The organism is Paenibacillus sp. CMM36, from assembly GCF_053570945.1.
In genome coordinates this window covers 48,883-70,088 of record NZ_JBSEDY010000008.1, presented here as the reverse complement: position 1 = coordinate 70,088, position 21,206 = coordinate 48,883, and the positions used below count along the sequence as shown (strand labels likewise).

Sequence of the window (21,206 nt, the reverse complement as noted above, 5' to 3'; positions counted from 1 at the left end):
GGTTAAGTGCCGTCTAACGATCCTTAACCCTTTTTCAATAATCAGGATTTTGTAAAATCCTCAATAATATTAAATTATCATTGTTATCAGAATAAAATTCACTTATATGCCCGACCTAATTGATAAGCGTGCTCCAGTAAACCTTCAATGTATTCTTTCGATTCGGATAAAGTATCATAGAAGAACTCCACCTTGGACTCTCTTACTCTTGCGTAACCAGCAATGGCTTTATTCAAATAATTAGTAACCAAATCGTGATATTCATACTTGATCAGATGTTCTTTCGTCCCCCCCGCCAAGCACATCCACAGAACCTGCTTTGACGTGAACTCCTGAAGTAAACCTATGTTCCACACTTTATCCAGGTACCCTTTTAGCATGGACGGGACACTATACCACCATAATGGAAACACAAAGACCAGAGCATCCGCAGCCACTATTCTATCCATCTCTTTCCGTGTTTCAGGAGCATATTGTTTATGGGTCGTATTCCAATCCAACTCATCTGCAGCGCTGTACACCGGATTGTATCCATCCCGATCCAAGTCCAAAATATCTACCTCGTGCTTATTCTCTTTCAATCCCTCTACAAAACGATTCATGACCGCAAGGGTTAGTGAATCTTCTCTAGGATGCGTGACGACCAATAAAACTTTCATGTATCCGTAACCTTCTTTCTCCTCATAATTGGTGAACCCTGTCTACAGATGCTATTATGGATGTTATACATTAAAGTGTGAAGTACGCACTTCAATGTACTGTAGGTACTTTAAGGTTCCTTAGTGCTTTTTGTACTACAGATCGGAGAGGGGGAAAAGTCTATGGAAGACAAAGCCAAAACCTATATGCTCGGGATCGAGGCAACTTTGGAGGTCATCAGTGGAAAGTGGAAAGGCATTATCCTACACCATTTAACCAGCGGCAGAAAACGTACATACGAACTTCGTCAACTCATTCCGAAAATCACCCAAAAAGTGCTCACCCAACAGCTTAGAGAGCTTGAAAAGGATGGAATCATCCACCGCATCATTTATAACCAAGTTCCCCCCAAAGTGGAATATGAGCTTAGTGAATATGGATGGGATTTTAAAGATCTGCTTGATCGTTTTTGCTTATGGGGAGAAGATCATTTGGATAGGATCTATGGAGATAAAACAAAGGTGTTGGAAGAGTATTCTGTGAAGGAGAAAAACGCCAAACAAGCACCACCCCTTTAAGGAGGCGTGCTTGCTGTAATACTATACCTAAGCTGTGTACCTTGTTTATTCACCAGTCTCCGAAAATTTCCGAATACGAGCCCCTACTTCATCCCGTACACGCTGGAATACGCTCCATTTCTCTTCTTCTGTTCCTTGTGCTTTAGCCGGATCATCAAATCCCCAATGTTCACGACGAACGTGCGGAGGTGTGATAGGACATTTATCAGCAGCATCTCCGCACAAGGTCACAACCAAATCCGCGCTGTTCAGCAAAGCAGGATCTATAATATCTGAAGTTTGACCGGAAATATCCAACCCTACTTCATTCATCGCTTGCACCGCTTTAGGGTTAAGGCCGTGTGCTTCAATACCCGCACTGTATACATTCCAACGGTCTCCCAAGTATTTTTTGGCCCAGCCTTCTGCCATTTGACTGCGGCAAGAGTTACCAGTGCATAAAAAGTAAATTGTCTTTTTTTCCATCATTACCGTCTCCTTCAATGTTCCATTATGAAATGATTAACCATAGATATAAGCCCAGTAGGGTCATAAAAAGTGTAGGAATGGTTAAGACAATGCCTGTCTTAAAATAAGTCCCCCAAGAAATTTTTACGTTTTTCGAACGGAGCACATGCAGCCACAACAACGTGGCTAATGAACCGATCGGAGTTATTTTCGGTCCCAGATCAGAACCAATGACGTTAGCATAAATCAACGCCTCTTTGACCATACCGGTTGCATGGGTAGCATCAATGGCAAGCGCATTAATCATGACCGTAGGCATGTTATTCATGACCGACGAGATAATCGCCGCAATAAAACCCATGCCCATGGTGGCCACAAACATACCTTGATCGGCAGCCGCTTGAATCACATGGGCCAGCAGATCCGTCAAACCGGCATTACGTAGACCATACACCACAACATACATTCCGATGGAGAAAAATACGATAGCCCATGGAGCACCCTTGATGACTTCTTTCATCGGCACTGCAGGGCTTCTACGCGCCATCAATAAGAAAAAGATAGCAATAATACCAGCCACCACCGAAACGGGAATATTAAAAAATTCGCATGCAAAGTAGCCAACGAACAAAACCGCGAGAACGATCCAGGACATACGGAACATCTTTGGATCTTTAATCGCTTCCGCAGGCCTGATTAATTGTGTCGCATCAAACGTTTTCGGAATTCTTTTACGGAAAAAAAGATACAGTATTCCTATACTGGCTGCTAAAGAAAATAAATTAGGTACAATCATGCGACTCGCATATTCCATAAAGGTGATCCCAAAGAAATCGGCTGACACAATGTTGACCAAGTTGCTGACCACAAGCGGAAGCGACGTCGTGTCTGAAATAAAACCGCTCGCTATAATAAAAGGAAAAATCATTTTCTCATCCAATTTAAGTGCCCGAACCATCGCCAGTACAATCGGTGTCAGTATTAAGGCCGCACCGTCATTCGCAAAAAAAGCAGCAACAACGGCGCCAAGAATGGTCACATAAACAAACATCCGGGTTCCGCTTCCTCGCGCAGCTCGTGCCATGTGAAGCGCCGCCCATTCGAAGAAGCCGATTTTATCAAGCACCAACGAAATCAGAATAATGGCTACAAAAGCCAGTGTCGCATTCCAGACAATATGAGTAACTTCCCAAACATCATGCAAATCGACGACACCCACCAGCAAGGCGAGTATGGCACCGCCACAGGCAGACCATCCGATGGACAGATTTTTAGGCTGCCAGATCACCAATACTAAAGTGGCTAAAAATATAATGCATGCCAACAAAATCAATGTTCTAAACCTCCAATATATTACCTTATAAACATATACTTATATAATAGCACCGTTATCCCTCAAGGAGATACACGGAACAGTCTTTAGGATGAACAAGCTGAGGAATCCGGTTCACAAAATGTGATCGGCTCCTCTTTATTCAGCCATTTTAAAATTTGCTTGGAGTCTGGCATACGCTCAAGAACAGCTTGAATATGCGGCTTGTCGTCTACGTTTAAGGAATAGTATACCCACTGACTTCGTCTCTTTTCTTTTACAATTCCTTGCGACTTTAATTTTCTCAAATGTTGGCTAATTGCTGGCTGCGTCATATCAAAGATATCTACAAATTCACAAACACACCACTCTCTTTCTCTTAGCAGGGAAAGCATAGCCAGTCGAGTTTTATCGCCCAATAGCTTTAAATGATCGGCTACGTAGCCAAGTTGATCCAATGTGTGACCTCCTTTCGTTTATATTACTATATGCTTATATGCTAATATATATCGATTTTAATATCAAGAACGAATAATACTTGCAATTTGCAAATTAATAACGTATAAATAAGGCATGAGGTGAAACATAAATGGAAAATACACGAGAATTATTCCAAAACATGACCCGTCGGTTAGGTTTACTGAACAAAAACTGTTGTACCGTGGGTGGGCATGATATTTCTCCGGTTCAAAGTCATATTCTTTATGAAATTGACCGTCAGCATAAACCTTCCATGCAGCAAATTGCTGAAACCCTTGGAACAGATATCACTACGTTTAGCAGACAGGTTCTGAGCTTGACCAAGATGAATCTGGTTGAGAAAACGCCGGACCCTAGCGATCGTAGAGTCTATACCCTGTCTCTTACCGTGGAAGGTAAATATGTAGCGACTACTATTGACGCACAAATGAACGAGTACTTGAACGAGGTCTTTTCGTTTTTATCTGATTTTGAAAAAGAAACCGTGATACGATCTGTGAAACTCTTTAACGCTGCCATGGCCCAATCCAGTAAATGTTGTTTTCCGGTAAGAGGATAATACTCCCCTTGAATATTTGCAAATTACAATTTTATTAATCTACTAAACCTCTATCTGCTGTACGCCTTCCTGCTGACTAAAACGTAGAGAGTCGTTCAAGTTTCGTTCTACCTATCCGACCTAAAGGAGTAGTGAATATGAATAAACTTACTAATGATGAAATCCGCCAAAATGTACGGAACCATTACCAACAGATTGCTGTTAAGGAAGTCAATCCCCCCGCAGTAGGCAACTGCTGTGGATCTCCGTCAGATGCGGATAGCCTCTCATCCCAAATGGGTTATTCCACCCAGGAAATAACAGCTGTGCCTCAAGGAGCAAATCTCGGACTTGGCTGTGGTAACCCGCAGGCCATTGCAGAATTGAAAGCCGGAGAAGTCGTCCTAGATCTGGGCAGCGGCGGCGGATTTGACTGTTTTTTGGCTTCCCGCCAAGTAGGGGACACTGGCAAAGTGATCGGAGTTGATATGACGCCAGATATGGTCAGCCGCGCCCGGAGTAATGCCCTCAAAGGAAAATTTACAAACACTGATTTTCGTCTAGGAGAAATCGAACACCTTCCGGTAGCGGATCGCACAGTGGATGTGATCATCTCCAACTGCGTGATTAACCTTTCACCAGATAAACAGCAGGTCTTTCACGAAGCCTTTCGTGTTCTGCAATCCGGCGGCAGATTGGCGATCTCTGATATCATTACGACTACAGAACTCCCTCCTGAAATAAAAAACGATCTGGATGAGCTGTATTCCGGCTGTATATCCGGGGCCTCTTCGTTGGAAGAAGTAGAATCTATGCTGCAGCAAAGTGGATTTACGAGCATTAGTATCGAACCTAAAGATGAATCCAAATCATTTATCAAGGATTGGATGCCTGGTGCAAACGTGGATGATTACATTGTTTCCGCCGTTATAAAAGCCACCAAAGCTTAAAAATCAATGTGCTAAGGGGAACATTGCTATATTGGCGATCCCCCTCAGCCGTTCACCAATTGCAGAATCCAGTCTTTTATATCAACGATTCGCAGTGTTTTGGGGCGTGTATTCGTTCCGGAAATAATTAATGGGACAAGGGAATCCTTTTCATGCAGCGATCCATGAGCACCTCCACCGATGTGGGTGGGAGAACTTTCACCGACGAGTTCATATCCGGGTTGGACCGTGACGACAACATATCTTCCTTCATGTGAATTCATTGCCCCGTGTAACCTCGCCAAAACGTCTGGATATTTTCCATACTTGATCCGGTTGTTATTCACCTTAATATCCACAAGGTCCTCTTCGCCCGACAAGGTCCACGATTGTCCATATTCATCAATGAATTTTCCACCGGGATGATAAGAAAACAGCTTACCCGTTTTCCCCTTTGTAACATGAATATTGTTTTTACCATCTTTCATAGCGATAATGTCGAGCTTGTCCTCATTTTGTAAAAACTTCACCACGTCAGACAACTCCACGTTATCGTTAATCGCATAGATATACGCCATTCGTTCATTAGCGGCAATCACGATTTGGTCTTCAGTTCTTACGGGTTGATTTAATTTTGCAATGCGGTAATGATTCAAAAGAGGCCTTATATCAACCGTTGCTGCCTGTCGATCATCATAAACCGCACTTTGTCCACTGTCACCCATGACAATCCATATCGCATTGTTTACAGCCTGTTCCCAAGAACCATATGCGTTCAACACAGTTTGCAGTGCTTGATCTGCTTTTTCGATTCCCTTCAGTTGAGTCGGGCCCTTTCTATGCGCCAAATTATCATTCTCAGGAAAGTATGTGATGGTTACGTCTGGAAGTTTCTTCTGGCTGATTAGAAAAGCGGCATCTTTTGCGGAAAATTCATCGTTCATCCCAAATTTTTTCCACAAAGGAGTATTCCAGTTATTTTTCGGATTCAATTGTGCCAGAGCTGCATAAGATAACCATTTAGGCCCTGTTACTATCATTTTTTCTGGCACCCTGTTGCTATTCGCTATGAAGTCAGGCACTTTTAAGGCATGTTTCGTTTTCCCTCTAAAGACAATAGCATTGATGGACGCGGATTCTTTTCCTTTGTCAGCCAATTCCTCATGTATGGTTTTCGTTTTTTTGTTCAAATGGACTTGGTTTAATTGGTAAATTGCGTCTAAGAATACTTGTAGTTGGTCTATCTTTAAGGCTTCTTTGGCACCATTGCCGTAGAGAATCATGCGTTTCTTTTGGTTGCTGTACCAAACGAGTCCGGGCACATGATGTTGGTCTGCATACGTTCCCGTTAATAATGTGCTGTCGATTGTCACAGACATCGTGGGAAATGAACTCACTACATGCGGAAAATATTGCCCTTGATTTAAGAGATATTGCATTGCGGGTGCACGGCCTTCTTGAATTGCTTCTTGCAAAGGCTTATCCATTAAAGAATCAATCAAGATCACAATGACAGGTTTTTTGCCCATTTGATTTACTGTGATAGGTGGCTTCACACTTTGTTGTTTTAGCTGTTGACTGGAGTCCGCTCTACACCCCAAGACCAACAACAATAAACCTAGCACTAGTGCTATGGTAACTTTATTCTTCATGCCCATGTATGTGTCCCTTTCTTAGAAAAACTTGATCCACTTATTTTTTTCTTGTACTAAAAAAATTATTCCTGCATTGGATCATCGGGACAAAGGTATCTCATACTAGCAATTAAAGATACACCTCCATGAATTTTTTGGATCTAATAGGCCAAATTTAAGATCAAACCATTCAGGGAGGGAACATAACCATGACGACTACAAACATAAACGAATACTCCATGCATTATATGGATTCCTGTGAAGGAATGGCCATCCTATTCATTCACCCTCCGGTACTCACTAGCTTAAATTTCACATACCAAATCCAAGGGCTATCGCCCCATTTTCGAACCATAGCTTTTGACATCAGAGGACACGGTAAAAGTCAGCCTTCCGAACAAACGGTTACTTATCCTCTCATCGCCCAGGATATTAAACATTTGATGGACCGGTTGAGCCTGGATAAAGTGTTTTTATGTGGATATTCTACCGGAGGTTCGATAGTACTTGAATTTCTCTTGACTTATCCGGATCGGGCATGGGGAGGCATTGTTATTAGTGGAATGTCGGAAGTCAACGAATGGCGGCTAAAAAACAAAATTTCTTTGGGCATTGCTCTTTCCAAGATCGGCGCAGTCGGTACGATTGCGCTCTCTAATGCTTGGTCACAAACGAAACAGCTATCTTTGTTCCGTAAGTTATTCAACGATGCGAAACAGGGAAATCCTAGGAATGTCGAACAATATTACCGTTACAGCTTGAAGTACAATTGTACCTCACGGCTCGGAGAAATCCACCTTCCTGTCCTGCTCGTTTATGGTGAAGCGGATAAGCACTTTCATCCCTATGCCAAAATATTGCATCAACAATTACCGAAGAGTGAGCTTGTTTTCATTGAAAAAGTCGATCACCGCCTTCCAACGAAGGCCGCCGGATCATTGAATGAACTGATTAAGCAGTTCGTAGATCGCTTCAGTCTTTAAGGCAAATTCTACAGGAGAATTCCGCATACACATCTACACCCCACTCCTGATACTGTATCTTTGCCTGTATATGACCTTGCATATGACCTGCTCAAATAAGTGAAAAATAATATATAATATTTTACACTATGTAAATATACAAATTATGCTAAAGTCATATGTAGTTTAGATGGGATAGGTATGTATTATTCTGCTTCTAAATCTGAAGGGGTGTAAAAATGAAATGCTAAAGCGTATTCAAAATCTTTTCGTTATCCCTAACTACCCGCTATTCATGATCTGTATGTTATTACAAGGTATGGCTATATCCATCAGCGCGCCTTTTTTGGCTGTATATTTTACAAGTACACTTGGCGTATCTGTGGGAACCTTTGGTGTATTTACAGCTGTGACTTTGATTTGTGGCATATGGATAAGCTCTCTGATTGCTAAACGTTCTGATACCGGCTTAGATCGCAAACAAATTTTGGTGATTTGTACGTTATTTAATGCCGTAGCCTTTGCAGGATATCTTGTAATCCAAAATTTTTATGTGCTTTTTGTTTATATGACGATCTTTACGGCCATTGGTGCTCCTGGGATGCCGCAGTTATTTGCCAGTGCACGTGAAGCAGTAAATCGCAGTAAATCTGCGGATCACGCCTTTGCTAATTCAACGCTTCGGTCTATGTTTTCTCTTGGCTTTATTACCGGGCCGCTTTTTGGTTCCTTTTTGATTGCACATACGGGCTTTAAGGGTATCTTTATGGGAACGACCTCTATTTTTGTTCTCATTGCTGTGCTTCTATTCCTTTTTATCAAGCAGCCTCCCGCTCAACTTAAACATAACAATCAACTTTCACTTCATCACATTACATTACATAAAAATATTGAGATTCTGATTCCCTTTTCCGTTCTTACTCTGCTCTATACGTCTCACTGGATGAATAATTTGAATATTTCCTTGTTCATCATTCACAATTTACAAGGCGACACGAGTGACGTTGCTCTAGTATCCAGTATTTGCGCAATTGTAGAAATCCCCTTGATGCTCATGTTAGGCGTACTAGCAGCTAAATACTCCAACCGTTTGCTTATATTTTTAGGAGCATTAACTGGAGTTGTCTATTATCTCCTTGTCCTTATGTCTACGGAGATGTGGCAGCTATTCGTGGGGCAGCTTCTTCTAGCCTTCTTTGTTGCAGTGATTTCTGCCATTGGCATTAGTTACATGCAGGATTTGTTGCCCTCTCTTCCAGGGTACGCATCGACGCTATATTCCAATGCGACAACCATCGGAAGACTGGTGGGGAGCTTGATGGGCGGATTAACCGCTCAATGGATTGGTTACCGAAACAGCTATTGGGTATGTTTGGCCCTGATCATCTGCTCCCTTGGTCTTCTGGCGATTTCAAAGAAACTAGAGTTTGAAAAATCTGCTACTTTAAAAGAAAGGAATCACAGTATATAGACTGCCGCTTATTTTTCTATGGTAGAGAAATGGCTCATGATTGTATCTGCCGCATGACTGTACCCACCAGCCTGGCGTAATGATTCGCCGATCACATGAGCCTGTTCTTTATAGGTTGGATGACTCAATACCTCTAATAAGGCAGCTCTCAAACTAGCGGGTGTAAGCTCATTTTTATCCACAACAACACCCGCTCCCAGTTCCCGCACCCGACTCGCTACAATGGGCTGATCCGATGTTAAAGGAATCATGACCTGCGGCACATTGTAATACAGAGCTTCACTTGTACTGTTCATCCCCGCATGTGTAACAAAAGCGTCCACATGCTGAAGCATTTCCAATTGCGGAATATAAGGCTTGATTATAAAATTGTCAGGGATACACGAGGCCAATGGCTCCATGTCTGTATAATTGCCTGAAGACAGCACAAACTGCACAGGCAAATCGCGAAATGCTGCAAAACAAAGCTTATAAAATTCCAAGTCTTTATTCAAAATAGTACCCATTGAAATGTACACCGCCTGTGGATGCAGAACACGAAGTTGTTCGAACGGGAAGGAAGGAGCATCTTTACGCGGTACAATAGAAGGACCTGTAAAAATAAAACTGTGATCCAGTTTTTCGGCTTGCGGTTGAAAATAGCGGCTTGTATAAACGATTCTTAAGTGTCCGCCATGAGGAGCAATCTCTTCTATAGCCGGAGCGTCAACCTGAAGCTCATTAGCTAGTTGATGCGTTATTTGCATCGTAGCCGTGTATAACTTTTTTACCTCCGGATCATTGTCATTCATGCCTTGCCCCGATCCCAATGGCTCTACGAAAGCAAAAGAAGCGATAGAGCATACAGCAGGAATTCCTAGCTTCTCAGCAATAATCGTGCCTCCCCAGCCCATCAAAGAATCATAGATTAAATAATCATAGGTTCTGTTTTCAATAACTCTCAAAACCTCTGGAATAATCGGAAGAATCATACCTTTTACCATCATGTATACAAATTGATAATGATGTTTGTATTCTGCTGGCTTTAAATCAGAGTCTTTGGAAAAAGCATCATCCACAAAAGGGTAGGTGATCATCTGCGCTCCTGTCTGTTGAATTCTCGTACGATATTCTTCCGTACACACATAGTCAACATCCTCCCCACTGTCTACCAACCTTTTCACTAATCCTAGTGTCGGATTAACATGGCCTTCAGCAGGCGTGATCACTACTAACACACGTGCCATACGTTACACCTCCAAAATCAAAAATAAATTACAATTTGAAATAAATACACTTTAAACATAGCAAACATTTACCATATAAACAAGTATTTTCAATACCTAAAAATTAAATATGTATCCTCCACTCAAACGATAGAAATAAGCGAGGCTGAACGCTAGAAGCGCTTGCCCCGCTTAACCACTGAACATCAAATTTAAAGACGCCAATCCCAATGATCTGGTCCACTCAGAACAGCTTCAACGGTGTACTGGCTTGCTTCATCGGCAGTAAGCTGTTTGGCCCAAGGTACACGTTCGTTACTTCCTGCACCTGGTCCAAAGTTATCAAACTCTCCAAATCTTGCGGTCTGCTCATTGGATTCCTTGCCCCAATTATTCCAGCCGCCCGGCTTGATATGGTCATCCATATAGGTCTTCAAAAAAGTAACATGAGCGTGAGGGCGCCATGGCCGTCCGAGATCCACCTTGCCTGTTAAGCCATTTTCTGTTGTCAGACGACATTGAATAAATACAAAGCCCGGCTTGTTCTCTTCTGTTGAAGCTGCTGTCACATATCCGGCACGCAGGCTGTGTATGATCGAATTATCAAACACAGCGGGTGCATTGCCAAATATAAAATCTACACTGCCACTGATGTAGCTGTCCTTGAAATACTGTCTGCCACGGTTCACAAGCAACGTATCCTGTAGGCCGGTAATTTTGACATTGTGATACTTACCACGATCGCCTTCAGCATATAACGCTACAGCCTGCACCTGTCCGGTTCCTTCTGTATTGGCAACCGTGACATTCTCCAACACAAAATCAGGACTTTGCACACGCATGGTATAGCTGTTGCTTGTTCCTAATTCTTTTCCATCCACCACGGTTTTGGCCGTATCATCAAAAGCAATGATCGTTTTATCCCGATCTTCTCCGATAATACTCAGGTTTTTCTTAGAGGAATTCACCTTTATTTTCTCACGATACGTACCGTTTTTGAGATGGATAACTGTCCTTGTATTGCTGTCGTCAGGGACTGCGTCAATAGCTGCCTGGAGAGATGTAAAGTCAGCAGGACCATAGGTCGCTACCACCACACTAGTAGGACGAGTTCCTCCTGAGTCTGTCAGGTTGCGGATGGTGACATGGCTGAATTCCGACGTATTGTAATTCCATACATCGTTTTGTGGTTTGGATGCATCAGTAGCCAACCCGAACAATAGCGGTTGATGATCCGGCACATCTATAACCGTTTCACCAACCTTCTCCCAGTTCGTCACACCATCTGCGGACACCCAGCCGGTAACCTTTGGTCCTTGTCGTACCAGACGAACCGAATATGGCGTTGTAATAAACGTCTCCATTGACGCACGTTTCGTCTTGCCCTCCGTTTGATCACGACTGATAAGAATACCCTGTTTGCCATATTTAACAAATGCTAAAGACATAAAAGCCATTTTGGATCCAGGCTTCAGCGATTCACGAATCATTACACCCGCTTCGGCATTATCATCCACTGGGGTAATATATTCCACACGGGCTGTAATTTCAGTGTCACCTTCCCATTTTTGATAAGCATAATGGAAAATATCTGCCTTACCGTCAACGTCTCCCGCTGACTTCAGTCTTATACTGCTGCCGCTTGCATCTTCTTTTAAGACCTGAGTATGCCCTTTTATATAACCATCATTGCCCTCAGAGCCAATCTCTTCGCTGAGCCAACTTCCCGACGGCGCAGTCGTATTGACGTGAATGGTAACAGGATTGGAAAATGCAGCATTCCCCTTGCGGTCGGTCACCCGTACAATAATATAATGGGTACCGTCTGTTACATGATTCCAATCGAGATGATAAGGTGCGGTCTCTACTTTTCCAGCGAGTTTGCCGTCAATGATAAATTCAACATGAGCAATACCATCTTTGTCCTTGGCTGTTGCTGTTATGGTCGCATCCCGGCCTGCTTCCAAAATATCGTTATGCTTTAGTGAACGTCCGTTTGCATCCGACACCTGAACGACAGCCTCTGGATTATTCACCTCATTTCCATTCGACAGCTTCTCAATAAGATCATTTAAATAGACCTCCAGATTCGTATAACCCTTGGCAAAATGAGCATACGCCCCTGTGCCGGCAAGCCCCTGACCGTTACGATCATCTGCATTATTGGGGTCCAGCCCATGGGCACGTTCCCATTCATCCGGCATTCCATCATGGTCACTGTCAGAAAGCTCCGTCGTCGTTACGTTAGAATCGTCATAAATCCACCCTGCTTCACGCGGAGAGTTAATAAATGCACCCGTTCCATTCTTCACATCATTCATAATTCGGGCGTCCACCGCATCTCTTCTTGGCAGCGTGGCTCCTGAGCCGGCAAGCACCTCCGTATATGCGGTTTGTGCATCTGTCGCTTGATATGGACCGTACGCATCGGGTGAGATTCCGTTGTCGTATTCCCCTCTGACTTCAATCGGCTCCGCCAAACGGGTGGACGGATCAATAATGGACCCAATGGATGTGCCAAGCTGCCAGTTGTCTTTCGTAACCGAGTCATTGCCGTACATATAGTTACCACCAATAAAGATGCGTGTTTTATATTTTTTACTACCCACGTCTACAAAAATTTGACCGCGAACGCCCTCATATGTGTTAGGGCCATACTTATAATAGTTATTTAGCACATTATACGATCCTTCACCACCGCCGTATGAGGAGAAAAATCCCCAGTTATAAATGACATTATTGGTCATTTCCACAGCGTCGATTTGTTTTTTATCGGTTGGAAAACGCGGATTACGGCTTGCATTGTGAGCCAACAAGTTATGATGATAGGTGGAATTTCGTCCACCCCATATGCCGCCATAGCCGTGGCGACCTTTCTGGTGCGTAGTCATTAGCATACTTTCGGACGCAATGGACCATTGTACCGTTGTATTGACGTTGTCATACAGGCTCAGTACCTCATCCACCGACCAGCTAAAGGAACAGTGATCAATCATTATATTTTTATGGTATCTGGCTCCTAACGCGTCATCCTCACTGGGGTAACGGTCGGTCAATCGGAAACGCAGGTAACGGAGAATGACGTTATCTGCTTCAATCCCTGTTGTGTAATCGCTTACAGTTATACCGTCGCCAGGAGCTGTCTGACCCGCAACCGTCAGGTTGTTTCCCAAGATTTTAAGTGGCTCCTTGAGATGAATCGTTCCACCCACCCGGAATACGACCGTCCGATTATCGGAGCTGACCGCTGCGCGAAGAGATCCGGGGATTATCTGCTCCCCTTTGCCGTAGTCTGCCAGCGTGGTAACCTCATACACTTCACCTCCGCGTCCACCGGTAACATATTTATCGCCACCCTCAGCCCCCGGAAACGCCGGAATATCCGTCGCCACTTTTGCCCCCTTTGCGTTCTCTGTTCCTACCGCAGTCTCCGCTTGGATTAGTGGCGGGCACAAGGTCAACAACAATGAACCCACAACCACGTTACATAGCACCTTTTTCCACGTACGCTGCTTGCTCATATTCTGTTTCCTCCCTAAGATTTTCTTCCACATCAGCGCATATTTTTATAAAAACACGATCCGAGACGTTCAGAAGCGCCTTCACCTCCTTTCATCAATCTTTTCTGCTTTTATCATTGGCAGGTTGTCATATATACTGTTGATGTATGAATGCGCTTACTTATCTTAATTTGTAAAGGAAGAAGCACATGAATGAAGTGAAAGAAGATAAATATGTCATTGGCGAACAACAATTCTCCATTCATCACATCTATCGTACCGGTTTCACAGTTATGCCCCGGCCTCATGTCCACGAGAACTATGAGCTGTATCTTTTACTGCGAGGCGAACGCATCTATTTTATGAATGGCAAGGTATACACCGCTCGCAAGGGGGATCTGATATTCATCCTTCCTCACGACTTGCACTCTACCGCCAGTACGCAATTGCAGGAAACAGAGCGCATTTTGATTCATTTTTCTCCGACGTTTCTCCCACAGCAGGATCATGACATTCTTGACCTGCCGCCATACCAGCAATCCGCGTTACTTCGCTTACCTGCGAGAGAGCAAGTGGAGGTTGAACGTTTATTCCTACAGATGAATACCGAATGCAGGAATAAGCAGCCTCTGCATGACCGTTGCGTACAGCATTTACTGCTGGAAATGCTTATCCTGGTGCACCGATCGGAAGCAATCGAGCGTAGTGAACCTGTCTCCTCTCATCCCATGCATCAGAAAATCACGGAAATTTCTTCTTTTATTCAGGATCATTACAATGAACCGTTAACTCTCGAACAAGTGGCTGCCTGCTTTTTCATTAGTCCAGCTTACCTAAGCCGTATCTTTCTAAAGTTGACTGGTTTTCATTTCAGCGAATACATCCGCGTAGTGCGGGTCAGGGCGGCCCAAACCAGACTTCGAACCACCAAAGACAAAATCCAGCATATTGCAGAGGATGTCGGGTTCGGTCATGCTTCCCACTTTAATAAAATCTTTAAAAAAATAACTGGGCTCTCTCCTCTTCAGTACCGCAAGCAGGTTCGGTAGATATTCAGTGTAAAGAATTAGACGCCAATTTTATACCTCCGCTCTTGTCTTGTTTTTCCATTTTTATATCCACTTGCTCTTTCATGGAACTAAATACAAGCCGCGTTGGAATAAGTAAAATGCACAAAAAAACCATACTTCGCTGCAATGCGTGCACCGAAGTATGGCTTTTACATAGTCATTCTCCATCTTTAAAATTATAAATTACTCTTTCTATGACTTTTATTGCAATGCTTTAATATCCTGAATCAGCATTTCAACATTTTCTTTCTTCGTAGCCCAACTGGTACAGAATCGAACTGCACTATGTGTATCATCAACCTTTTCCCAAAAGGAGTAAGTATATTTTTCACTCAATGCTTTTAGTATACGATCTGGTAAAATCGGAAACTGCTGATTGGTTGTAGAACGGTATTGAAAAGAAAAACCTTGCTCAGATAATCCGTTTTGAAGCAGCATGGCCATGTCTATCGCATGTTTGGAGATTTCAACGTATAAACCGTCTTCAAACAAAGTTTCAAATTGAATGCCCAACATTCTTCCCTTAGCCAGCAGCCCCCCTTTTTGCTTGATCATATATCGGAAATCTTTTTTCAATGTATCATTTAGAATGACTACGGCTTCTCCCATCAATGCTCCAATTTTTGTCCCGCCAATGTAAAACACATCGCAAAGCTGTGCTATATCCGCTAAAGATGCATCGCTATCTTCGGCCACCAAGCCATAGCCCAATCGGGCTCCATCTATGAACAATGGTAAATCACATTCTTGACAGACTCTACTTAATGCTTCCAGCTCTGATTTGCTATAGATCGTTCCATTTTCAGTAGGTTGGGAAATATAAACCATCCCAGGCTGTACACTATGTTCCGGAGCGGCATCATTCCAGTGAGCGTCATACAAATCTTGTACCTGTTCGGCCCGGATCTTCCCATCTCCGCTTGGCAAAGTAAGTATTTTATGTCCAGTAGCTTCAATCGCTCCGGTTTCATGAACGGCCACATGTCCAGAAACTGCCGCAACGACGCCTTGATGCGGACGCAGAATAGAAGAAATGACAGTCGTATTGGTCTGTGTACCTCCAACCAAAAAGTGTACATCCGCATTTGGGGAGTCACATGCTTCTTTAATATATGCTCTGGCTTTTTCACAATGATCATCCACACCATAACCTGGAGTTTGTTCATCATTAGTCTCCAGTAGTCGCTTTAATATGCGCTCATGGGCACCTTCGGTATAGTCGCATTCAAATCGTATCATTCTGTATCCTCTCCAAATCATCCAATTTCTTCTGAATTAACAACATAGAAGCATGTAATTCTTTTATCTCTTCTTCTGAGAGTCCTTGAACTAATTTTAGAATTTGTTCATCAGACCTTTCATTCAGTTGGTTATAGAACGCCTTTCCTTTAGGAGTCAAACGAATCAGATTTGTTCTATTATCCAACGTTGAATTTTCCTTAACAAGAAAGCCCTCTTTGCAAAATTTAGCAATGATCCTACTCATATAGCTGCGATCAATTTTAAGAGATTCGACTAAAGTATTCGCTATACATGGCTCGATCAACCCGATCTCTATAATGACACGGGCCTCGGTAAAGGAATATCCGCTATCCAGCACATGTCTATCCAAAACACCCAGTATATTCGTATAGAACCGATTAAAACGCCTCATATCCGCTATGATATTAGCATCTATATTGACCATAACTCCCCCTATTTAGTGGACTTTTGCAACAATTATAGTAAAGATTTTTGTGGACTATGTCAATGAAATAAAAAAACCGTACATTAAGACTCTCGCCTAATGTACGATCCTGTATTATATATTTACCTACAAGGTCAATGAACTATCGCTATTTATAGCCTTTTGCTTCTTATGCTTCCGTTTCAGCTTCAGATGAGCTACGACCATATACAGCGTCGGAACTACAAACAATGTTAAAATAGTTGAAAAAATCAGTCCGAAAATAATGGTTGTTGCCAACGGTTTGAACAAGATCTCCCCGATTGTGGCAATAGGAATCATACCCACAATGGCAGTTAGCGAAGTAAGCAAGATCGGACGGAAACGGGCAGAGCATGCCATTAGAATGGCGTCTGTTAAATCAGCGCCTTCACGCCGCGCATCTTCAATAAACTCTATCAGCACGATACCGTTACGCACGACGATACCAGCAAGTGAAATGATCCCCATAATACTCATGAATCCAATGGGCATCCCTGAAATAAAACTTCCAAGGATTCCCCCTGCCGCTGCCAGATAAACAGTAGTCATAATAATGAGCGGTGTGGACACCGAGTAAAACTGCATGGTGATCAAGAGGAGAATAAGGAAAATAACAATAACAGCTAATTTGCCCAAGTCCTTAAACATATCAGACTGCGCAGATGTTTCCCCTCCCATCTCCCAGGTGTAGCCTGGTTCAAACTGGGTATTTGTAAGTTTGCTACGGATATCATTAGTGAGTTCTGTAGCCGTACGCCCGTTACCATTGGCTGAGATCGTTACCGTCCGTTCCAGATCATAACGGTGGATTTGTTGGATGGAAAAGTCCGGTTTCATCGTGGCTAATTGGGATAAAGGTATTTGCTCCCGTGCCGCATTGTTCACACTTAATTGTTGGAATAATACCTCAGGATCTTGGTTTGGTTTGTTCATGTATATATTGACATCAAGCAATTCCTTACCCGTATCAAAATCCGTTACATTCACCCCGTCACCCATTAATAGCAAAGTACGCGTTAAATCGGAATAACTAACCTGATATTTATCCAAGGCTTGCTGATTGATTTGGAAATTCAGATTATAGCTTTGCATACCCATATTATCGGTCACATCTACAGCTCCGGGGGTCCCCGCAACCATTTCTTTGACTTTAGTTGTCATGTTTTGCAGCTTATCAATATCTTCTCCTTTAATACGGATAGACACCGCACTGCCGACCGGAATACCTAATTGGGGAACACGAATGCTGATTAATGCAGATGGATATTTAGCTTGTAGCGTATGGGTCCAGTTATCTACTGTTTTTTTGAGATCAAATATCCCCTCTTTCCCAACGACAGCAATTTGGCCGTTGACCGCTCCCCCAGAGCCATGACCGCCTGCAACATCACTATACAGCTGAGGCGCTCCTCCACCTGCCGTTGCCGCCAGCCGCTCTGTTTCTGGCTGTTTTTTGACCCAGCTCCCAATCTCGTTTACAACTTGATTGGTTGCCTGCAACGACGTTCCTTCTGGCATCGTTACGCTAATCGTGGCATCCGCTTGATCGGAATCCGGAAATAATTCAATGGGAACAACAGCAAGTAGTCCATAAGCTGCTGTACCCATCATAAGACCAATAAGCGCTGTTAACAGTGGACGTCGCAGTATTCTAGGCATCCAGTTTTTAGAATACACATTGGATAGAGATTGTATTTGATTCCCCAGAAGTCCAGGTGGCTTAACTGTTTTACTACTCTCTTTTCCTTTACGACGTTGATCGTACCATTGACGGAAAATAGGAATAATTGTTAACGACATAATCATGGATGCCAGCATCGTTAACGAAATAACGGTAGGTATCGGTTTAATAAAGTCACCAATAGTGCCCGGCAGGAATAAAAGCGGGGCAAATGCCGCAACCGTAGCTAGCGTAGCTGTAATGATCGATAAGGATACCTCTTTCGTCCCTTTAATGGCCGCCTCCGTAGCATCTTCCCCAAATTCAGAGCGTCGGCGTTCAATGTTGTCATTGACCACGACGGCATCATCAACCAATATCCCTAATACGATAATTAATCCGATGACTGAAATTTGATTCAGCGTGATTCCTGTTGTGGGTAAGAAAATAAAGCCGATGGCGATGGAAACAGGAATGGCCAAGGCCACAAATGCAGAAGTCAGCAAATTTAAACCTAATGTACATATAACAATGACCGATATAATAGCGATGATCATCTCTTTGGTCAGGTTTCCAAACATTTCATCGACTCGATCATTTTGCGCAAAAAGTAGCTCAAAATGTACATTCTTCGGCAAACCGCTCACAAGTTCATTGATTTTGGCTGTAGTCGCCTTAGATACCGTTGGCACGTCTGTGCCTGTATCTCCGCTCACACTGATCGAAATAGCAGGCTTGTTATTCACATACGTATAACTAGTCGCTTTTTTAAAAACAAGTGAGGCTGTCCCTACATCCTTCAGAGATATCGGGAATCCATCGTCATTGCTTGAAATCTGGACGTTATTTAGAATGGATGGATCGGTAGAGGCATTTACCGTCAGCTGATAAGTACGCTCATTGAAATCCATACTTCCTGTAGGAACTCTTTCATTCTCATTTTTGATTGCTTGAACAACCTGCTCCCAGGAGATGTTATATTGTTGCATCTTTTGTGTGTCTAAACTAATTCGTACTTCTTGATCTGGTATTCCTTGAATATTAACTTGCGAAACACCCGAGACCGTTTTTAATTGATCTTTCCATTTGTTCATCAATTCATTTAACGCGTATAAATTCTCAATTTTATCAGAAGTAATCGCGTATGAACCAATGAAAGAGCTTGTCATGCTATCATTAATAATGGGCTGCATCGCATCTGCTGGAAGCTCAGACTGTGCATCCTGTACCTTTGTACGAAGATCAGCCCACACCTTTGTCGGGTCCGCATCTTCAAAAGCATCTATCATTATACTAGATTGTCCTTTAGATGAAGTGGAAGAAATCGTTTTGACACCTTGTACGGCTTTAATTTTCTGTTCCATGACCTTAGTAATGGTTTGCTCGATTCTTTCGGGTGAAGCGCCTGGATAGATGGTTGTAACACTGGCTGACAAAGGAATAACATCAGGCTGCTCCTGTTTAGGTAACGATGTAAAATTGTAGAGCCCTAGCACAATGCACATGGCGAAGAAAATGAGTGTAATTTTTTGCTTTTTAACGATATATTTAATCATTCGGACGACTCCTCCGATTTCCCAGGTACACCATTCCCAAGTAAATCACCATTAAATAAGGTTCCTGCTCCTTGCGTAACGATTTGATCGCCTGCCTGTAGCCCAGAGACCACTTCGAGCTGATTATTAGTCACTTTCCCCAGTTTAATCGGTGTTTTGACAGCTTTTCCATTTACAGCTTTAAAGACATAAGGATCATTTCCCGTACTAATTACGGCCTCTACGGGCACTAAAAGCGCTTCGTTTTGATTTATGCTTTTAGATGCGCTGATGACTTGACCAGGTTTCCAATTCAGTTCGGGATTGGGAATGCTAACTTCCACATTGATGCTTCCCGTTTTGGAGTTCGTCGATGGATAGATCTGGGTGACGGTTCCTGTTCTCATTTCATCGTAGAGAGAGATATTAACTTTTTGGTTTTTCTTCCACGATAAGATTTCACTGTCTGGTACGGGGAGGAGTACTTTTAAAGTCTTGATATTTCCGACAACAAATGCCTCACTTCCACTGGAGCCCAGTTGACCATCAGATATCTTTTTTTCAATCACAACACCAGTGATCGGGGAGGTTAAAGTCGCTTTTTTCAGTGACAAGGATGACTGTTCATAAGCAGCCAATGCATCCTCATAGGTAGCCTGTGCCTGAGCTTTACTGGCTAGCCCTTGTTGTATAGTAGCCCTAGCCGATTCCAGCCCTGCTCTGGCCTGATCTATGCCGGCCGAAGCTTGTGCACGCTGTTCCTGGGATGCCCCTGCAAGCAAAAGAGACAATTTCTCTTGCGCATCACTTAAGCTTTTTTGTGCGTTTGCTAATTCCAGCTGCGCATTCTCATTTTCCGTTAAAGATACCGCACCTGCCTGGAATAGACTTTGGGAGCGTGCGGCATCCGCTTTCTTCTTGTTATAATTATTAGTTGCTACAGTAACCGCATTTTGAGACTGTGCTATCTCCTGCTTTTTGGCGCCATTGTTCAATTCCTGCAATTTCGATTGGGCCGCATTGACCTGGGATTGCGAACTATGGATGCCCGCTTGTGCCGATTGGACAGAAGCCTCCGCTTGGCTAACACCAGCCTTTGCCTTTTCCATGGTTGCCTTTGCCCGATCCAGCTGCAACTGGTAATTGGATGTATCTAGCTTCGCAAGGACACTCCCTTTTTCTACTGAATCCCCAACCTCAACCATAGTGCTCAATATACGTCCATCCGCTTCAAAGGAAACATTGGCCTCATTACTTGCCTGCAATGTACCCGCCAAATTAAAATCATTGGCCAAAGGTTTCATTGCAAGTTTCTCCACTTTTACCGGGTGACTGGCTTCTGTTACAGAGTTCTCCGTTGCACTGGAGCAACCGGAAGCTACGATAGCTAATGCAATCCCTGCAATCATTATCCTAATTCCTTTTTTCTTCAACTTCATGTCATCCTCCCTGATTCTCTCTTCTAAAGGTGCTATCAGCAACCCGTGGGTCAAGTAAACTTTTTCATCCTTTTTTCATGTTATAACAATGAACAAACA

Annotated in this window: 17 protein-coding genes; 6 read left to right on the top strand and 11 right to left on the bottom strand. The window is 43.2% G+C overall.

Translation table 11 applies throughout. From position 1 onward, the window contains the following. Positions 1 to 98: 98 nt before the first annotated feature. Complete coding sequence (locus ACWA2B_RS16645; RefSeq protein ID WP_029519338.1) at positions 99 to 659, bottom strand: NAD(P)H oxidoreductase; 561 nt, start codon at positions 657 to 659, stop codon at positions 99 to 101. A 162-nt stretch (positions 660 to 821) separates the two neighbouring features. Between ACWA2B_RS16645 and ACWA2B_RS16640 the strand changes: the two genes are divergently transcribed. Further along, positions 822 to 1,217, top strand: coding sequence for a winged helix-turn-helix transcriptional regulator (locus tag ACWA2B_RS16640; protein ID WP_013373192.1), 396 nt, complete (start codon positions 822 to 824; stop codon positions 1,215 to 1,217). Between the two features lie 45 nt (positions 1,218 to 1,262). Here the strand turns inward: ACWA2B_RS16640 and arsC are convergent, their stop codons facing one another. From arsC to ACWA2B_RS16625, 3 genes are all read right to left on the bottom strand, one after another. After that, the gene (gene arsC / locus ACWA2B_RS16635; protein WP_029519339.1) at positions 1,263 to 1,682 is read right to left on the bottom strand and encodes an arsenate reductase (thioredoxin); all 420 of its coding nucleotides are present in this window, start codon (positions 1,680 to 1,682) and stop codon (positions 1,263 to 1,265) included. A 25-nt stretch (positions 1,683 to 1,707) separates the two neighbouring features. After that, entirely contained in the window at positions 1,708 to 2,997 is a 1,290-nt protein-coding gene (locus tag ACWA2B_RS16630) for an arsenic transporter (RefSeq protein ID WP_449292437.1), read from the bottom strand. Positions 2,998 to 3,083: 86 nt separating this feature from the next. Beyond that, positions 3,084 to 3,434 (bottom strand): ArsR/SmtB family transcription factor, encoded by a 351-nt coding sequence (locus ACWA2B_RS16625; protein ID WP_449292436.1) that lies wholly within the window; start codon positions 3,432 to 3,434, stop codon positions 3,084 to 3,086. Between the two features lie 131 nt (positions 3,435 to 3,565). Between ACWA2B_RS16625 and ACWA2B_RS16620 the strand changes: the two genes are divergently transcribed. After that, a complete protein-coding gene (locus ACWA2B_RS16620) occupies positions 3,566 to 4,015 on the top strand; it encodes a MarR family winged helix-turn-helix transcriptional regulator (RefSeq protein ID WP_340933236.1) in 450 nt (149 codons plus the stop codon). A gap of 137 nt (positions 4,016 to 4,152) precedes the next feature. Continuing rightward, complete coding sequence (locus tag ACWA2B_RS16615; protein WP_340933238.1) at positions 4,153 to 4,944, top strand: arsenite methyltransferase; 792 nt, start codon at positions 4,153 to 4,155, stop codon at positions 4,942 to 4,944. A 44-nt stretch (positions 4,945 to 4,988) separates the two neighbouring features. Here the strand turns inward: ACWA2B_RS16615 and ACWA2B_RS16610 are convergent, their stop codons facing one another. Next, positions 4,989 to 6,581, bottom strand: a complete 1,593-nt coding sequence (locus ACWA2B_RS16610; protein ID WP_449292435.1) for an alkaline phosphatase family protein — start codon at positions 6,579 to 6,581, stop codon at positions 4,989 to 4,991. A gap of 185 nt (positions 6,582 to 6,766) precedes the next feature. On the opposite strand from ACWA2B_RS16610, the gene ACWA2B_RS16605 reads away from it, so the two are divergent. Next, entirely contained in the window at positions 6,767 to 7,540 is a 774-nt protein-coding gene (locus ACWA2B_RS16605; protein WP_449292434.1) for an alpha/beta fold hydrolase, read from the top strand. Positions 7,541 to 7,763: 223 nt separating this feature from the next. Continuing rightward, positions 7,764 to 8,990 carry a sugar efflux transporter gene (locus ACWA2B_RS16600; protein ID WP_449292433.1) on the top strand — a complete coding sequence of 409 codons (1,227 nt, stop codon included), beginning with the start codon at positions 7,764 to 7,766 and terminating at the stop codon, positions 8,988 to 8,990. Between the two features lie 8 nt (positions 8,991 to 8,998). Here the strand turns inward: ACWA2B_RS16600 and ACWA2B_RS16595 are convergent, their stop codons facing one another. Beyond that, positions 8,999 to 10,216: a macrolide family glycosyltransferase gene (locus tag ACWA2B_RS16595; RefSeq protein ID WP_318628115.1), complete on the bottom strand. Its 1,218-nt coding sequence runs from the start codon at positions 10,214 to 10,216 to the stop codon at positions 8,999 to 9,001. A gap of 191 nt (positions 10,217 to 10,407) precedes the next feature. After that, the gene (locus ACWA2B_RS16590) at positions 10,408 to 13,716 is read right to left on the bottom strand and encodes a pectinesterase family protein (protein WP_449292432.1); all 3,309 of its coding nucleotides are present in this window, start codon (positions 13,714 to 13,716) and stop codon (positions 10,408 to 10,410) included. Positions 13,717 to 13,904: 188 nt separating this feature from the next. Between ACWA2B_RS16590 and ACWA2B_RS16585 the strand changes: the two genes are divergently transcribed. Then, the gene (locus ACWA2B_RS16585) at positions 13,905 to 14,744 is read left to right on the top strand and encodes a helix-turn-helix transcriptional regulator (protein ID WP_029519347.1); all 840 of its coding nucleotides are present in this window, start codon (positions 13,905 to 13,907) and stop codon (positions 14,742 to 14,744) included. Between the two features lie 222 nt (positions 14,745 to 14,966). Here ACWA2B_RS16585 and ACWA2B_RS16580 read toward each other — a convergent pair whose 3' ends face one another. The 4 genes from ACWA2B_RS16580 to ACWA2B_RS16565 all read right to left on the bottom strand — a co-directional run bounded on the left by ACWA2B_RS16580 (position 14,967) and on the right by ACWA2B_RS16565 (position 21,107). Further along, positions 14,967 to 16,004: a threonine aldolase family protein gene (locus ACWA2B_RS16580; protein WP_449292431.1), complete on the bottom strand. Its 1,038-nt coding sequence runs from the start codon at positions 16,002 to 16,004 to the stop codon at positions 14,967 to 14,969. Continuing rightward, positions 15,991 to 16,452 carry a MarR family winged helix-turn-helix transcriptional regulator gene (locus ACWA2B_RS16575; RefSeq protein WP_449292430.1) on the bottom strand — a complete coding sequence of 154 codons (462 nt, stop codon included), beginning with the start codon at positions 16,450 to 16,452 and terminating at the stop codon, positions 15,991 to 15,993. Before ACWA2B_RS16575 ends, ACWA2B_RS16580 begins: the two co-directional genes overlap by 14 nt. A gap of 126 nt (positions 16,453 to 16,578) precedes the next feature. After that, a complete protein-coding gene (locus ACWA2B_RS16570) occupies positions 16,579 to 19,689 on the bottom strand; it encodes an efflux RND transporter permease subunit (protein ID WP_209949872.1) in 3,111 nt (1,036 codons plus the stop codon). Further along, complete coding sequence (locus tag ACWA2B_RS16565) at positions 19,686 to 21,107, bottom strand: efflux RND transporter periplasmic adaptor subunit (RefSeq protein WP_449292429.1); 1,422 nt, start codon at positions 21,105 to 21,107, stop codon at positions 19,686 to 19,688. The genes ACWA2B_RS16570 and ACWA2B_RS16565 overlap by 4 nt, the downstream gene beginning before the upstream one ends. Positions 21,108 to 21,206: the final 99 nt, after the last annotated feature.

What these genes read in the sequence shown, in the direction of transcription:
- ACWA2B_RS16645 (WP_029519338.1), bottom strand. Translation starts at nt 659, where the DNA reads ATGAAAGTTTTATTGGTCGTCACGCATCCTAGAGAAGATTCACTAACC.
- ACWA2B_RS16640 (WP_013373192.1), top strand. Translation starts at nt 822, where the DNA reads ATGGAAGACAAAGCCAAAACCTATATGCTCGGGATCGAGGCAACTTTG.
- arsC (WP_029519339.1), bottom strand. Translation starts at nt 1,682, where the DNA reads ATGGAAAAAAAGACAATTTACTTTTTATGCACTGGTAACTCTTGCCGC.
- ACWA2B_RS16620 (WP_340933236.1), top strand. Translation starts at nt 3,566, where the DNA reads ATGGAAAATACACGAGAATTATTCCAAAACATGACCCGTCGGTTAGGT.
- ACWA2B_RS16615 (WP_340933238.1), top strand. Translation starts at nt 4,153, where the DNA reads ATGAATAAACTTACTAATGATGAAATCCGCCAAAATGTACGGAACCAT.
- ACWA2B_RS16610 (WP_449292435.1), bottom strand. Translation starts at nt 6,581, where the DNA reads ATGGGCATGAAGAATAAAGTTACCATAGCACTAGTGCTAGGTTTATTG.
- ACWA2B_RS16605 (WP_449292434.1), top strand. Translation starts at nt 6,767, where the DNA reads ATGACGACTACAAACATAAACGAATACTCCATGCATTATATGGATTCC.
- ACWA2B_RS16600 (WP_449292433.1), top strand. Translation starts at nt 7,764, where the DNA reads ATGCTAAAGCGTATTCAAAATCTTTTCGTTATCCCTAACTACCCGCTA.
- ACWA2B_RS16595 (WP_318628115.1), bottom strand. Translation starts at nt 10,216, where the DNA reads ATGGCACGTGTGTTAGTAGTGATCACGCCTGCTGAAGGCCATGTTAAT.
- ACWA2B_RS16590 (WP_449292432.1), bottom strand. Translation starts at nt 13,716, where the DNA reads ATGAGCAAGCAGCGTACGTGGAAAAAGGTGCTATGTAACGTGGTTGTG.
- ACWA2B_RS16585 (WP_029519347.1), top strand. Translation starts at nt 13,905, where the DNA reads ATGAATGAAGTGAAAGAAGATAAATATGTCATTGGCGAACAACAATTC.
- ACWA2B_RS16580 (WP_449292431.1), bottom strand. Translation starts at nt 16,004, where the DNA reads ATGATACGATTTGAATGCGACTATACCGAAGGTGCCCATGAGCGCATA.
- ACWA2B_RS16575 (WP_449292430.1), bottom strand. Translation starts at nt 16,452, where the DNA reads ATGGTCAATATAGATGCTAATATCATAGCGGATATGAGGCGTTTTAAT.
- ACWA2B_RS16570 (WP_209949872.1), bottom strand. Translation starts at nt 19,689, where the DNA reads ATGATTAAATATATCGTTAAAAAGCAAAAAATTACACTCATTTTCTTC.
- ACWA2B_RS16565 (WP_449292429.1), bottom strand. Translation starts at nt 21,107, where the DNA reads ATGAAGTTGAAGAAAAAAGGAATTAGGATAATGATTGCAGGGATTGCA.